At 51.0% G+C, this 14,276-nt stretch carries 14 protein-coding genes; all 14 read right to left on the reverse strand.

Annotated elements, in window-relative coordinates:
• Positions 1-34: 34 nt before the first annotated feature.
• Positions 35-274 (reverse strand): acyl carrier protein, encoded by a 240-nt coding sequence (locus tag SANT_RS23535; protein ID WP_038668695.1) that lies wholly within the window; start codon positions 272-274, stop codon positions 35-37.
• 23 nt (positions 275-297) lie between these two features.
• Complete coding sequence (locus tag SANT_RS16255; protein WP_148296313.1) at positions 298-2,853, reverse strand: hypothetical protein; 2,556 nt, start codon at positions 2,851-2,853, stop codon at positions 298-300.
• Between the two features lie 400 nt (positions 2,854-3,253).
• Entirely contained in the window at positions 3,254-4,714 is a 1,461-nt protein-coding gene (locus SANT_RS16260; RefSeq protein ID WP_025423320.1) for a hypothetical protein, read from the reverse strand.
• 87 nt (positions 4,715-4,801) lie between these two features.
• Complete coding sequence (gene sctE, locus SANT_RS16265) at positions 4,802-6,778, reverse strand: type III secretion system translocon subunit SctE (RefSeq protein ID WP_025423321.1); 1,977 nt, start codon at positions 6,776-6,778, stop codon at positions 4,802-4,804.
• A complete protein-coding gene (gene sicA, locus SANT_RS16270) occupies positions 6,771-7,322 on the reverse strand; it encodes a type III secretion system translocator chaperone SicA (protein WP_025423322.1) in 552 nt (183 codons plus the stop codon). Before sicA ends, sctE begins: the two co-directional genes overlap by 8 nt.
• A 188-nt stretch (positions 7,323-7,510) precedes the next feature.
• Positions 7,511-8,599 carry an EscU/YscU/HrcU family type III secretion system export apparatus switch protein gene (locus SANT_RS16275; RefSeq protein WP_038668698.1) on the reverse strand — a complete coding sequence of 363 codons (1,089 nt, stop codon included), beginning with the start codon at positions 8,597-8,599 and terminating at the stop codon, positions 7,511-7,513.
• A 2-nt stretch (positions 8,600-8,601) separates the two neighbouring features.
• Positions 8,602-9,381: a type III secretion system export apparatus subunit SctT gene (gene sctT, locus SANT_RS16280; RefSeq protein WP_025423323.1), complete on the reverse strand. Its 780-nt coding sequence runs from the start codon at positions 9,379-9,381 to the stop codon at positions 8,602-8,604.
• Between the two features lie 13 nt (positions 9,382-9,394).
• A complete protein-coding gene (gene sctS / locus SANT_RS16285) occupies positions 9,395-9,649 on the reverse strand; it encodes a type III secretion system export apparatus subunit SctS (protein WP_025423324.1) in 255 nt (84 codons plus the stop codon).
• Positions 9,646-10,326: an EscR/YscR/HrcR family type III secretion system export apparatus protein gene (locus SANT_RS16290; protein WP_025423325.1), complete on the reverse strand. Its 681-nt coding sequence runs from the start codon at positions 10,324-10,326 to the stop codon at positions 9,646-9,648. Before SANT_RS16290 ends, sctS begins: the two co-directional genes overlap by 4 nt.
• Before the next feature lie 4 nt (positions 10,327-10,330).
• Entirely contained in the window at positions 10,331-11,242 is a 912-nt protein-coding gene (locus tag SANT_RS16295) for a FliM/FliN family flagellar motor switch protein (protein ID WP_025423326.1), read from the reverse strand.
• Positions 11,242-12,117, reverse strand: coding sequence for a hypothetical protein (locus SANT_RS16300; RefSeq protein ID WP_025423327.1), 876 nt, complete (start codon positions 12,115-12,117; stop codon positions 11,242-11,244). Before SANT_RS16300 ends, SANT_RS16295 begins: the two co-directional genes overlap by 1 nt.
• Positions 12,107-12,559: a hypothetical protein gene (locus SANT_RS16305; RefSeq protein WP_025423328.1), complete on the reverse strand. Its 453-nt coding sequence runs from the start codon at positions 12,557-12,559 to the stop codon at positions 12,107-12,109. Before SANT_RS16305 ends, SANT_RS16300 begins: the two co-directional genes overlap by 11 nt.
• Positions 12,543-13,850: a type III secretion system ATPase SctN gene (gene sctN, locus SANT_RS16310; RefSeq protein WP_025423329.1), complete on the reverse strand. Its 1,308-nt coding sequence runs from the start codon at positions 13,848-13,850 to the stop codon at positions 12,543-12,545. Before sctN ends, SANT_RS16305 begins: the two co-directional genes overlap by 17 nt.
• Positions 13,851-13,860: 10 nt before the next feature.
• Positions 13,861-14,268 (reverse strand): hypothetical protein, encoded by a 408-nt coding sequence (locus SANT_RS16315; protein ID WP_025423330.1) that lies wholly within the window; start codon positions 14,266-14,268, stop codon positions 13,861-13,863.
• Between the last annotated feature and the right edge of the window lie 8 nt (positions 14,269-14,276).

A 14,276-nucleotide genomic window follows, 5' to 3' on the forward strand; every position in this document is an offset into this window, starting at 1 on the left:
AAACCACTAATAAGAAGCCCGCAAATCCTGATAACTAATTCATTATCTCGCCGCCGGAGGAAACCACCTGAATCAGGTCAGAAACCTTTAATTTAAGCGTTAAGTCCTTTTCATTAATAATTATACCCTGATCTTCCAACCTTATAATAACATCGATAAGGTCAACTGAGTCCATCTCAAGATCAAAGAATAATTCGTCCTCCATTTTAATTTCCGATATGGGCCGGCCGGTGACAGCAGATAATGAGCTCATTACAATAGTGTAGGGTGACATAATCAGATCACTTTATATTTGGGTTATTTTTTAAACATGCCGGACGTTGACAAGGTAATGGCTTTAGCCTCCGTCAAATGTACGCGATCACTCTCTTTTACCTTGAATTGGTATTCTTTGGGAGTCGGCTTCGTAGCAACAACATTTTCCTTATTAAACAGCGCAATTTTCTTTTTTACCTCAGAGATTTCATCGGTGCCAAGGGTGACGCTGTCAGTCTCATCGCGTGAAGCATCGGTTTCATCAACTTGCACCCTGCGCGCGTGATACAGGTCCTTTGTGCTGAGAGAATCGTTAGTGCTGCCATCGCTGTCGTAGCCGCTGTCATCAGCTGAGCTCGAGTTCATAAGGGGGCGATTATCACGACGGACGGCATCGCTATAGCTCTCATCATCGGTGGAAAGATAACTTTCAACATCGCGCATATCCGCAACGCTGTCATCATCTGCGCTCTCGTATCCTGAACTGCGGCTATGAGCTGCGCTCTCGTACCCTGAACTGCGATTATGAGCTGAACCATTGTCGAGAACGAGCCCGTTGCGGTCTTTAAATGCTTCGTTTTCAAAGAAATCAACAAGTGCTTTCACCCCTTTGATTTCACCCCGAGGCGTTTCAGCCACATTCCCAACTTCCTCCTGACCTAGCGGGCGAGACGGCCTAAGATTGCTGGCATATCGGGGCTGGATAGCGTTCTGCGGCTGGGAGAACAGGGTATTGGCTTTATTCTTCATCGTCACCGATACGACCTTGTTCGCGAAAGCGGGTTCATAGCCTTTCGGCAGCTCGTCAAAGCCATCAGCATTTACCTGCAAAAGCGCCCTTTTGATCTCTCTTGCGCCGTAAGAGAATTTACTGCTATCGAGGAATTGCTCGTCGCCTGTTATCAGACGGTTGTTGTTCGCGTTAGGCTCGTTATCGCCTTTCGGCAGCTCGTCGAAGCCATTAACGTTAATCTTCAATTCCGCCCTTTTGATCTCTCTTGCGTCGTAAGAGAGTTTACTGCTATCGGTAAATTGCTCGTCTCCTGTTATCAGACGGTTGTTGTTCGCGTTAGGCTCGTTATCGCCTTTCCGCAGCTCGTCAAAGCCATCAACATTGATCTTCAATTCCGCCCTTTTGATCTCTCTTGGGTCGGGAGAGAGATTACTGCTATCGATAAATTGCTCGTCGCCCGTTATCAGACGGTTGTTGTTCGCGTTAGGCTCGTTATCGCCTTTCGGCTGCTCGTCAAAGTCCTCAATATTAATCTTCAATTCCGCCCTTTTGATCTCTCTTGCGCCGTAAGAGAGTTTACTGCTATCGATAAATTGCTCGTCGTCTGTTATCAGACGGTTATTGTTCGCATCAGGCTCGTCATTGCCCCTCGGCGTTAGCGGCTGCGAGTCAACAAACATGTCGCGAAGTTGCTTACCGTGCCCCTTCGCACCGTCCGCAGGCGAATCGATTTCAGTGCTTTTATCTTTTGTCTCGGCACGGTTAGTGGTCGTGAGTCTCGAACCGGGCTCGGCGGCGGGAGGCGCGTCTCGCTTCATCTGCTCTGTAGAGGCGGCACTATTGCTAGCGTCATTACTCGATAGTTTCCCGCCAACATTTTCATTGCCCGGGGAAGCGCTAGGGTAGTGGTAATGGTAATGATACGTGTTGTCGCCCTGGTGATTTTCGATATTACCGATAGAGACGCCTCTCTCGGCGGCGGGTTCTGCCTTCACATCCGGGCCGGGGTTAGCCGCCGCAGGTTGAGACGGCGCGAGATATATCAGCGTATGGGGGATAGTGGTAATCGCAGCAAAGGCATTGCCAAAAATCCCAGCCATCTCATGACCCGTTACGTTTTTAACAGGCATTGTCTGTAGCTGTTGAACGGCGTGTTCAATTTGATCAAGACAGCTGTCATATTGAAAGTCAAAGATGGGCTGTTTCGTGATATCTTCACCCGGATGTGCTTTTATCCAAGCCTCTTTTGAATGCCTTACCGCCTCTTCTTTAAGATTGGCGAGTACGGCAGCACCGTGCTCTTTTAATAGCATAACCTCCTGCTTACTCAGTTTATCAGGCACCTCGCCATTCGCTGAAAACCGGGAGAAGAAAGTTTTAATCAACGTCGTAGCTTTAGAAAAATCCGTATTCTCGGATTGCGCTGAATTTTCTGCACGGGGCTGTTCGACCCCATTCGGCATAGTGTCGGTATTTTGCTCTTGCAGGTCATTTTGTACACGGTTACGGATCTCTGCCGGTTGCCCAAAGAAAGGATCCGCGTTCAACAAGTTCGTCAAATTTTTTTGTATCGGGCGGTTCAAAAACGCGGTAAGGGGCGTGATAGCCTCTTCTTGTCCTTCATTAATCCGCACCGAAGGCGTCCTGACATCTGCTGCCCTTGAAGATGTGCTCGACGCGCCCTCGCCGCCGGCCACGTTTCGGGCATTTTCGGATGCGCTCGAAGACGCCATCCTATTGGCGCTATTCGCAACGCTGGTAATTTTTTCGGTCAGTGGCGACTTCGTCGGATTCGCATCGAACGAAGAAGGGATGTGAATAGCAAAGCTATTTTTCCCGCTAGCAATATTGCAAGATCCAGGCATTAAGTATTCCTCTCCGGATATTATCGTTTAAGGCCGTCTAACCGGCCGCCGCGTTTATTCTCTAGCCGGTTGAAAGCCTGTTAGAGCGATAAAACTGCCCACCCTACAGCGACGGATGAGTTTATAAAGAGTGTAAATTTATTTCATAGAATAAATAATTACGTATTATTTTTGTAAAGTAGCCGCCCCTGGGATAGTGGATGTTCACATTGTCGGTGATATCACCTTCCTGTTTATAAAAGAAGGAGATGTTGGCCCCCGGTTATAGTGCGCATTGCACCCACCACTCGCCGTAGGGCTTTCGGTGCGAAAACGCGTCGCACCGAGTTATCAAACCGTTTTCCTGCGCCTTTATCCACAATGTGCAAGGGCGGTGTCCTTTATTAAACCCGCCTTAACGCTAGCCGCGCATATTACCGGCAATAACGCTGTTGGTATCTTGAGTACGGGAAATAACGCTCTGCAGCAGCTGCAGAAGCTTATCCCGGTTGGATACGTTGGTATCGCTGGTTTTGTTCGCTGCGGCGCTAAGGGTGCTGGCAAGTTCTTTACTGGCGTCCAGCTTTTTGGAATCCGCTTCATCCGATGCGGCGGCGACGTTGAAAGCACCGGTGGCGATTTCACCCATACCGCGCCCTATAGCCAATGTCACATCCGCCTTGGCAACGGCAATGCTAGTGTCACGGCGGACCTGCTCATGTTTCATGTCGTAGTCCATGATTTTGGCTCGCTGCTGGGGATGATTTGCACGCATCGTGGCACCCGTATCAGCGGTAAAATCCGACCCCTTCGCCACCAGCCGGCTTTGCGAGCTCAGGATGCTGTTTTCAGATTCGCTCAGCTTCTGTTGCATTTTGTTTTTAGGGATTAAATTATCCTTAACCGACGCGCTCTCTTTATTGAGGGCGGTCACTTTCTGCTTGGTCGCGGACCAGGCTGAAGTCACCTGTACCCCTGCCGATGCTATCGCGCCCGCCAGTCGAACGCCCGCGGCATCCACGAGTTTCTTAGCCGACTGATTAGCAGCTTTAGCCATCAGCTCACCAAAATGCGCCGAAAGCTTATTGTTCTCATTACACATCTCTGTGGTAAGCGAGATGACCTTGAGCAATGCCTCAAAAGAGAGATCTGAGCCCAGCAACACCGACGCGCCTGATTTGCGCTCGGTAGCGAGCGTATCTGCCACCTGATTCAGGCCTTCTGAGTATTTTTGGACAACAGCAAGCTGCTCTTCGGCTAACTGACTTTGCCCATCCACCCCTTTTGCTAGTTCCCGTACGGTCGTTTCCATTCCTTTGGCGTAGGTGCGCGCTTGTGCAAGCATGCCATCAACGGATTGGCTTACCACCGCAGCCAAGGCTTCGGGTGTTTCGGACACATTAACAGCGTTAGCTAAGGTGTTGGCTACCGTTTCCAGGTCATCGGCAAAGGACGATTCCAACTTCGCCCGGTTTTCAGCATAATTGTTTATCGCCACTTTTTGGTTGGCAGAAAACTCGCTCTGTACCACCCCCAAGTCTTCAGCAGCATGTCGCGCCACCGCCTCCACCGTATAACTGGCCATATCATATTCTTTGGCGCTGTAATGCGTAGTCACGGTACTTGCCAACTCTTTTAACGCTGTCGGGTCGTTGCTCTTCTTGGCATTGGGAGCTGCTAATAACCCCACGGCGGACGAGACGAATTGGGCACCCGCTTGCGTAACCGCTTCAACATCGGATTTGTTGGGAGCCCTGACTTCACGTTGATTCAATCTGGCTGCATTGGCACTCTCATCTGCAGAGGTATTACCAATAATGTGCGATTTCTGATACTGCTGTGGCTGCGTGATCGCGGCGTTGCTAGCTAATATTTCTGCCATAAAGGCTCCTTATTCCTATCTTTTACAAATGGTTCGTGGCGTCGACCGGTCAAAAAAACAGCCGGAATGCGACATGAGTGCGCCTATTCATGCAGGGCGCATCGCAATCTGTTGCGTAATAAATCGCTTGGTTTGCTGGTCCTGCAATCCCACTTGGCTCATTTGATTCAAAATTTCATTCATGGTGGCTAAGTTGTGGGTAAAGACATTTACCGCCTCATCCATCATTTTCTTCAACAGCTCCTGTGTCGCCATGGCCTGCAGCAAATCGGCCTTATCTTCTGCTGCGCTGGCCTGCAATGCCGCCACGGCGATATTTCCGCCGGCTTGCGCCGTTGTATTTACCGCATTGGCGATGGTGGCGCCCTTCTGCACCATGGCCGCATTGCCTTCGTTTATCGGGGAAAATTTCGCCATGCTACTGCCGGCTCTTTTCGCGAAGTTGGTTACCGTATTGAGTCCGAGTTTTTTTCCTAGCGTCTCCGCCGCTTTTTTACCCATGTTTTGGAGCATTCTTTTCGCAAATGCCATGCCGGTCTTGACAATCAGGGTACTGCCGATTTTTTGCGCCACTGATTTGACAAGACTTCCCGCCACCATAACGGCGGCTATCATCAGCACCGCGGCTTGGATTGCCCCCATTATCTGAGCGATGGTATCGGCTAAACCCTTCTCCATGCCTAAACCTTCGAGGATTTTGCTGAAGAGATTGGTGAAGAATTGCATCAACGGCTGAATAATCGCTTTCATCAGCGGATCTAATATCGCCCCCATGGCTTCTTGCATGAAGGAGCGCCCGGTAATAGCCTGGCCGATTTCATCGCCTATCGCCAACGCCAGGCCGACACCCGCCAGCGCCAGCGAGGCGCCGCCGGTGAACGCGGCCGCCGCAACGCTCACCACCGTGATAATCCAGCCAATAATTTTACCGATGCAACCCATGGTTTTTTGCATCTCTTCGGCTTTAGCCTGTTTGGCGGCGAATTCTTTGGCATTCTCCTGCGCCTCTTTAATGGAGGCGGCACTCAATTTTTTGTTCAGTTCTGCGCTGGCTTCTAATTTTTCGCTGGCGCTTTTGCCGATTAACTTATTTATAACCGCCAAGAGATAGGTCAGGCTTTTGCCTTCATTCTCTTTTTGCTGTTTACGTTCCAGCGCGCCCTGCTGCTGCGGCGTTAGCGCATTAATAAAGCCACCGACTTTTGCACGCACGGCATCCAGATTTGAACGGCTGCTATTCGCCGCGGTGATAGCCGGATTAAGAGTGTTAGTAACAAATTTGTCGCTTTCGTTTTTCGTACGACTTGCTTCAGCGTCAGCCTTTTCACATAGGGCGGTAGCGGCATCAATTTTTTTCTGCAATTCGGGAGAAACGCTGCCGTTGGCGGCGGTCTCTTTGGCCGCCTGCGCCTGCAGCTCTTTCAAACTTTTCAGCGCATCGCTTGCCGCTTGTTTGGCTTGCGCCGCCGCAGATTGCAGTTGGTCCGCCTGCTGTTGGGCCGCGGTGAGATTATCCTCGCACTCGGCCCACTTGGACGCCGCGAGTTCAAGTTCAGCCGACATCGCCGCCGCTGCCGTCTGCGTTCCTTTACTTTGCGCGAGGTAGGCCGCCAAGTTATTCGATAGCTGCTGTATCGATTTGTTACCGGTCAGTTTGATGATGGTGCCCATAATATAGGTCAAACTGGCCATGCCGCTTAAGGCACTCCCCTTTCCCGCCTCCGCGCTTTCGTTTGGCTGGGCGCCGGCCGTCGAGGCGGCCGCGGCGCTTAACGGGACCGGTGTCGCCAGCCGCGGGGAATCGCCGACATTGGCCAACAGCCCCAAAGGCTGCTTATTGACCAGTTCCCGTTGCGTTTCCTGTATTACTTTTTGCAGTTGTTCGGCGGTTAAACTCTGCTGCAGCGTTTGGACTTTGTTCTTGAGCCGGTGTTGCCCATAGCGCTCGTCGCCAAATCGCCTCGCGGCTTCTTGTTCCCGCTTAGTAACCGCATTACTCGCCTCTTCATGTCCAAATATTTCATTCAAATATGGCAATGAGAGACCGTTAACTGCACTAGTCATGGTCACTTTTCTCCTTATTCTCTCCTGTGGCGTCCGCTTCGTTTTTCTCCAAATCGGCTAATGCCACAAGATAAGCCTGGGCCTTTTGCATGAGGTTTTCATCCTGTGATTTTTCTAATACAATTTCAAAACAACGTTTAGCCATTTCTCCTTTTCGCAACATAAGATTGCATTGGCCCGCATATAACATAGGGCGATAGTCGTTTTCCGATAATGAATACGTCAAGGCATAAAGCTCAATAGCCTTTTCATAGGATTTCTTTAATTGATGTACTGCCGCCAGCCCCATGATATATTCGGGGTTATAAAAATCATAAACGCACAGGAAGCGAAACAATGACTCCGCATCATCCAGGCGCCCCTGCTGATAAAAATCGTAGGCATACAGATAGACGTCCTGCATCGTTGATTCAGGTATCTGATGTATATCTTTCAACGTGGCACCATCTTGTATCGCCTCCATGAAATTTTCGGTATATTGCTGCTCCAGCTTGCCCTGCTGATGTGAGGCATTGTTTTTAGCGTGTTTAGTTTTCGTCTTCATTATCGAATCAACCTTAAATGGAATGAGATGTGACTTTGAGTTACTGCTCGCGATCCCGTCCTCCTGGGGTCGATGCACGCCGTCCCTTACTCATTTCTTGTAAGGAAAAGTAACATCCACCAGGGGGAATGAATATCAAAAAACAGGATCACGAGGGGTAACAATTACCTTTCTTTTTGCGAGTTAGGTTAACTTTTTTCCTCAGATGGCGGCTCGGATGGAACAATTTGCTCTTCACTGATCTGCCCCGCGCTTTCTACCTGCTTCAGCCAAATGAGAATACGCATTATTTCTATTAAATCGTTATCATTCAGAGAGATAAAGCTATGTACGCTGTAGTTTTTATATAATCTTCGCGCCAAAGGGATACTGCGCACGACCGGCACCCCTACCTTCTCGGCATAGGCTATGATCGCCCGCGCTTTCATATTGCTGGCACGTAAAGTGATGAACGGCAGCATCGCGACATCTGGGTTAAAAAATATACCCATTGCGATGTGGGTTGGGTTAGCCAGTATCATCTCTGAGGAACGAATTGCCGCCTGCTCCGAGCCGCTCAGCAATTCAAAATGCGCATTGCGCCGCGCGGACTTTATTTCTGGGTTACCTTCATTTTCTTTATGCTCTTGCTTAACCTCATGCTTCTCCATTTTCATATCTTTAAATTGGAGAAAATATTCACACAAGCCGTCAAGCACCAGAACAATAAGCGATACACCCACATAAATAAACACGAGTTTTACCGCCAGATCTGACCACACCCGGATGACCTGCCAGATATTCCCCTGATAAGTCGATAGCAACTTGCTAAGATAATGTGATTGAAAATAATTGACGCTGACTGCAAACACGCCAACATAGCAAAATGTTTTCACCAGTTCTTTCAGTGTCCGCATATTGAATATCCGCTTAAGTCCTTTCATCGGATTAAGCGCATCAAAATTCAACTTTATTGCTTTAGTGGCGAGCACCATCCGAGTTTGAAGCAATGTCGAGAAGGTACCGGCTATAAAACAAACCATTACCATCGGCAGCGTTAATTCCATAAACAACATGGCCAAACTAATGAGGTAAGCTTGGTAACTCAGGCTTTTGCCGTTGAGAATCACATTATTATAAAACGCGATAAAGGGTTCAAAGGACATACCGTAGCCTAAATAGGCAATCCCACTTACCAACACGACAGTGGTGGTAACATCTTTAACTTTGAACGATTGGCCTTTTTGCGCAGACTCTCTTCGCCGTTTCTCTGTGGGCTTTTCTGTTTTCTCCGCCATAATTATCCCCCCACGGCTGGGCGAATGAATTGGTAAAATGGCGTAAGCGTAAACAAGCGCATCAAGGGTGCCGACATGGCGCCGAAACCATAAAGCATAAAGATCGTGAAGGCGATAAAACTCTTCAGCGATAACGACAAGGAAAAGGGGTTAAGCTGCGGGCAGTAGCGGGAAAACACGCCGAGAATGATTTCCGATAACATCAACGTAATCAGCGTCGGCGCCGCAAGTATCAGGCTATTTTCCAATAAGAGGTGCGCCAGTTTGCCAGCCACGTTCCAATGCGCCCCCAGCAACGAGGAGCCGGAGGGAAAGACGCGATAGCTCTGTACCAGCGCATTCATCAATAATACCATCCCGCCCTGCGCCATAAAGATGGCGCCAAAAGAGAAACTCAGGAAGGACGACATGGTCGTGCTTTGCAGGCCGTTCACCGGGTCAATACTGTCGCTGATTGTCGCGCCACGCTGGTTATCGATGACTTCCCCTATCGCGCTGGCAATCCAAAACGGCAAACTCAGGATCATTGCCAGCATCAGCCCCGTCACACACTCCCTTGCGATGAGCACCACCCAACCTTGATCCCTATCAGGAATGGGTTGTATGTCAGGCCAGATACCGATAAGCGTGATGAGGATAACCATATTTTTCACAATAAGATGTGACAATATGCGCCCGCCTAATAGGGGCAACAGCAAAAATACGGTGCCGACACGCACATACGCCAGCATGATGACCATGCTGTTTTCCTGGAAGCTGAAGAATAAGCTAATTAGCGGCATAGACCCACTCTGTTTACCGGAAACCCATCAGAAATGATTCTGTGGCGAATCGCAATCCTTCGCTGGCGAACCACCCCATTAACATGAGAAGGCAGGCAAAAACCGCCAGCATTTTTAAGCCAAACGGCAACGTTTGTTCTTGAATCTGCATTACCGTTTGGAATAAACCTACAACGAGCCCCACAATGGTCGCCATCGCGATGGGCACGGCCGAAAGCTTTAGCACCAAAAGTAAGGCTGAACTACCAATATAGGAAATTTCACTCATTGCTTAATCAAATCTGCATATTGCAGGATCAGCCCCTTGGTTAATATGGTCCAACCGTCCATTGCCACAAAAAGGATCAATTTAATAGGTATTGAGATAGTGACCGGGCTCATCATCATCATCCCCAGCGCGAGCAATATACTGGAAACCACCATATCAATAACCACGAACGGGACATACAAAAAGAAGGCGATTTTAAATGCACTCTGTACCTCACTGAGCGCATAGGCCGGCATCAGCGTCATTAGCGGTAAGGATGTCATATTGTCTTCGCTACATTCCAAATCTGTCGACTGCTCATCGCCGCTTTGCCGATGCTGGGTTTCACAAAAGAAGCGAATCAGTTTTTTATCCGAATAACGCACCAGATAGTCACGATAACTTCCCAAGCCTTGGTCAACAAATTGCATCGTAGATTCGATGTTATTGAAATTGGTCTGGTGCGTTTCGATATACCGGCTAATATTCTGACATACCGGCATCATGACGAAAGCGGTTAAGACCAAAGCGATACCGTTCAGCGTGAGCGTAGAGGGTATTTGCTGTATACCCAGCGCATTTCGCACCATGACCAATACGATGGAGAATTTGATATAACAAGTTCCCCCCGCAATGACAAAAGGTAATAGTGTGGCGAACGAGAGTAAGGCAATTAACGTCATGTCATTGGAGAGCATAGCGTCACTCTTTGTCCGACTTGAAGGTATTAAGTTTGGTGATTTCCACGGCCAGCCGATCGTCGGCCAGCGCCACCAGTTCCCCCTGGCCCACTAATTGTTGATTGAGGAAAATTTTGATGTTCTTTTCCACATTTTCCGACAAATCAAACGCGGTTCCCGGTTGCAGGTTGTCCAACTCCGCCAGCGGATAGGATTTCGCTTCGAGAACAAATTCCACCGTCACCGGTACGCGGCTCCAGTCAAAGAGCGGCAGTGTGTGCTGCGCTTGGGTATCCTCAATTGAGGGGTCGATAACATTATCCACAATGATTTCCTTCGATTGTGCTTGATGACAGCTGAAAATTGCGCGTCCGTTGACGGCTAAATACATTTCTGGTTGGGTAATCACTAACAGATCGCCCGTGTCCAACTTCGCCAGTTCCACCGCCGGCAAACGGCTGCGTCCCAGGACGCAGCGCAGCTCGAACGGCAGAAGGCTGAGCTCGGCGCCGGCCGCTTGCGCTTCGGGGTAAGCTTCAACCGGCCAATCGGATACATGCAGGGTGAACTCTTCGACCGGCAGCGTCAGCCATTGCGCCGGTAATGGGGTTGACGGCGCGCGGACCGCCCGCAGCGTCCATGTTTGTCCATACAGCGCTACGCTACCGACGCTCTCTTGCAATAGCGGGCACAGATAATCCAGCGGGATCTCCCGCCAGGGCATGCCCGGCAAGGCAGCCCGTTGCGCCGCCAGCCAGTCGGTGATGTCGACAAAACCCTCTTGGCACTGGCCATGCTCATTTTCCAGCGTGACTTGCAGGTAGCGTTGATTGGCGCAAACCGCCGCTATCACGCTTTGCGCCAGCGAGTTTTGTAACCGCAATAAACGCTGATGTTCCAAAGCCACCTGACGCAGACGAGAAAAAAGCTTCATTACTGCGCCTCGGGATCCGGTTGTTCATCGGGATGGCGCTGCTGCTGCTGCTGACCTTCATCTTCGTCTGCCGGTACCACCACCATCGTGCTGTTACCCTGCCAGTGGTCCATCTCACGGTTCATCACATGGCCGACCTGCAGGCTTGAAGGCTGCAGCGTTAACACGCCGTCCTGCAGAGGACTGGGAGAAGCGGACAGTTTCACCGAATGATTGCCGGTCCAACCCTGAAAACGATATTCCATCGACAGGGTGTTACTTGGCGTCTCGGCCTGGGTTTTTACCAACGGCGACTGAGTCGATTTAGACTGCGGTGCCGGCGTCGCGACCTGCGGCAGTTCGGCATTCACCGGCGAGGTCATGGCGCTGTGGCCCTGCGGCTGGTTGGTCTGCCCCTCAACCGCGGCCGACTGCCGTCGGTTCTTGTCCGACTGCGACACCTGCCCGGACGACGCAGGTGCGGCAGACGCTGCCACGGCCGCCGTGCGGGCGGTGTCAGACTGTTGCGCTACGGTCTGTTGACCGGCGGTAGACCGGCCCAACGTCGCCGCCCGGATGCTGTGGTCCGCGCTCTGGCTTTCCGCGTGCGACGTAGCGGCGGTTTTTCCACCGTTGATGCCGTCGTCGCCCACCGCTTTCGCTTGCCCTTTTTGCTCTTTTGTCTGCGCCAGTCCCCCTCGATTGAGCTGTAAATCCGGCCTGAGCAAATCGATCATCTGCTGTACGGCATAGGGTAGTGCCTCTGGCGATGCGCTGCGACGGTTTTGCTTCTTATCCTTCTCCCGCGGGCTCCAGTTCGCGCTGCTGTCGTCAATGGGTTTTATCACGTCGGACGGCATTGATACCGACGGTGCAAGTTCTGCTTTAGCGGACATAATTTGCCATCTCCTGTATGTCGTTCTCGTTTTGCCTTTCCCGGCGACGCAAATGCTGCGCACGCACGGAATGAAAATAGCGGTCGATCTTGCGCTGCCGTTTTTCCAGGGCATTGATCTGCAATTGATAATGTTGCAGCTGCTGCAATTGCTCCTCGCGCTGCTCCGCCAGTTCCAGCAACTGCTGTTCAAACTCTTCCTGCCGGCTTAGCAATACCGCCTGACGGCGCTGCTGCTCATATAATGTGGCGCGGGTCACCGCCCCCTTGATCTGGCAGGCCGCCACCTCCTGCAGCAGCGCTGCCGACTGACGCAGGCATTCATCGCGCTGCTGTTCCAACGCCGCCAGCTCGCGCGCGATGAGCTGGGTTTGCCGCGTAAAACCCTGCTGTTTCCGATTCAATAGAGAAATAAACTGCTGCCCTCTACGCCAGACATTCATTCATTTGCTCCAGGGTTTGGGTTAATTCCATATGCTCGGCCAGCGGCTGGCGCAAAAACTCACTCATTACCGTTTTCTTATCAAAGGCGTTATCGTTCTCTTCATTTTCGCCCCGGCGGTATTCGCCCAAGTCCAGATAGAGCTGCATGTCCCGCTGGCGAACCAGTAAATCCCGAAAACGAACGGCCGCGCGCTGTTGTTTCTGATCGGTAATTTGTAAAAACAACCGGCTGGTACTGCGCAATATGTCAATGGCGGGGTAATGCCCCTGGGATGCCAGGGTGGGGCTGAGATAAATATGCCCGTCCAGAATCGACCGGACTTCATCGCCGATGGCATCAGGCTCTTCATCATTTTCCAGCAGCACGGTATAAAAGGCGGTAATCGACCCCAGCCGGCTGCTGCCGGGTCGTTCAAGCAGCTTGGGCAAGCGTTCAAATACCGACGCGGGATAGCCACGCCGCGCGGGTAATTCCCCCATGCTTAAGGCCATATCGCGCAATGCCCGCGCATAACGCGTAATGGAATCGATGAACAGCAGCACGTTTTTGCCCTGATCGCGAAAATATTCGGCGACGGTGGTGGCAACCTGCGCCGCATTGCAGCGTTCCACCGCAGAGCGGTCCGAGGTAGAATTCACCAGCACCACTTTCCCGCTGCGCGAGGAGTGTTTTAGCTCCTCAATAAATTCCGTCACTTCGCGGCCGCGCTCGCCGATAAGACCGACCACATAAACGTCGGCCTCAGAGTGCTCAATCAGCATATTCATCAACGAGGTTTTCCCGCAGCCCGCCGCGGCAAAAATGCCCAAACGCTGCCCGTGTCCGCAAGTCAGCAATCCATCAATGGCGCGGATCCGCGTGACGAGTTTTTCAGCAATGGGCCGACGTTCGGTAAAATGCAGCGCCTCTGCGTCAATCGGGCGATGTTCGGTGACGGTCAGCGTTTCATCCGTCGCCCCGTCCAGTCGTGCGCAGATATTGCCCAACGGGTCAAGCACCGCGCCCAATAAGGCATCTCCCAGACCGATTTGGAAGGGTTTGCCGGTGGGCACCAAGAGGTGATGCTGGGAAAATCCCGCACTGTCGCATAGCAGGCTCAGCATGGTACGACTGCCGTTAAAGCCAATGACCTGGGCGTAGCCCGCCAGAGAAGTGTCGTTAATCGATGATTGCACTTCACAGACTTCGCCGATCGCGGCCGCCGGCAAACTGGCTTCAATAATGTTTCCCTGGATCCGCGTGGGATGGGCCGCATAATCAAAACAATTTTGCAGAGGACTTCTTCTCATCATTGATGCCTCAGGCCATCGCCGCCTGATAATCCATCAAGAGAGTAAAGTAGGCGTCCAGCATTTCGGTGAATGAGGTTACCGACTCTAACGACTCTTTTTTTACTTGCGCCCTGAATTCAAGATTTCCGTCTATTTCCACCAATGAGGGCTGGCCGAAATTGAAGCAATCGTTGTGGGTGGTAATCATAAGCGGCAGTAAATTTGCGCTGTTAAAGCTCAGCGCGTTCTGATTAAACTCACCCAACACCGACCATATCCAGGTTTCATCCTCCTGAGTAATGATATTGATGTCGGGATTGTCATCGGTCAGCTTTAGCGTAATGGTAGAGTGATCATCAAGGCTGCCCTGCGCCACATCACCGATGCCCATTTGCTCTAGAGAAGACATTAATAATTCTGAGACCTTATAACTCATGATGATTT

This window comes from Sodalis praecaptivus (assembly GCF_000517425.1).
Taxonomy (GTDB): Bacteria; Pseudomonadota; Gammaproteobacteria; order Enterobacterales; family Enterobacteriaceae; genus Sodalis_A; species Sodalis_A praecaptivus.

Coding starts and splice junctions, on each gene's coding strand:
- SANT_RS23535 (WP_038668695.1), bottom strand. CDS start 274: ATGTCACCCTACACTATTGTAATGAGCTCATTATCTGCTGTCACCGGC.
- SANT_RS16255 (WP_148296313.1), bottom strand. CDS start 2,853: ATGCCTGGATCTTGCAATATTGCTAGCGGGAAAAATAGCTTTGCTATT.
- SANT_RS16260 (WP_025423320.1), bottom strand. CDS start 4,714: ATGGCAGAAATATTAGCTAGCAACGCCGCGATCACGCAGCCACAGCAG.
- sctE (WP_025423321.1), bottom strand. CDS start 6,778: ATGACTAGTGCAGTTAACGGTCTCTCATTGCCATATTTGAATGAAATA.
- sicA (WP_025423322.1), bottom strand. CDS start 7,322: ATGAAGACGAAAACTAAACACGCTAAAAACAATGCCTCACATCAGCAG.
- SANT_RS16275 (WP_038668698.1), bottom strand. CDS start 8,599: ATGGCGGAGAAAACAGAAAAGCCCACAGAGAAACGGCGAAGAGAGTCT.
- sctT (WP_025423323.1), bottom strand. CDS start 9,381: ATGCCGCTAATTAGCTTATTCTTCAGCTTCCAGGAAAACAGCATGGTC.
- sctS (WP_025423324.1), bottom strand. CDS start 9,649: ATGAGTGAAATTTCCTATATTGGTAGTTCAGCCTTACTTTTGGTGCTA.
- SANT_RS16290 (WP_025423325.1), bottom strand. CDS start 10,326: ATGCTCTCCAATGACATGACGTTAATTGCCTTACTCTCGTTCGCCACA.
- SANT_RS16295 (WP_025423326.1), bottom strand. CDS start 11,242: ATGAAGCTTTTTTCTCGTCTGCGTCAGGTGGCTTTGGAACATCAGCGT.
- SANT_RS16300 (WP_025423327.1), bottom strand. CDS start 12,117: ATGTCCGCTAAAGCAGAACTTGCACCGTCGGTATCAATGCCGTCCGAC.
- SANT_RS16305 (WP_025423328.1), bottom strand. CDS start 12,559: ATGAATGTCTGGCGTAGAGGGCAGCAGTTTATTTCTCTATTGAATCGG.
- sctN (WP_025423329.1), bottom strand. CDS start 13,850: ATGAGAAGAAGTCCTCTGCAAAATTGTTTTGATTATGCGGCCCATCCC.
- SANT_RS16315 (WP_025423330.1), bottom strand. CDS start 14,268: ATGAGTTATAAGGTCTCAGAATTATTAATGTCTTCTCTAGAGCAAATG.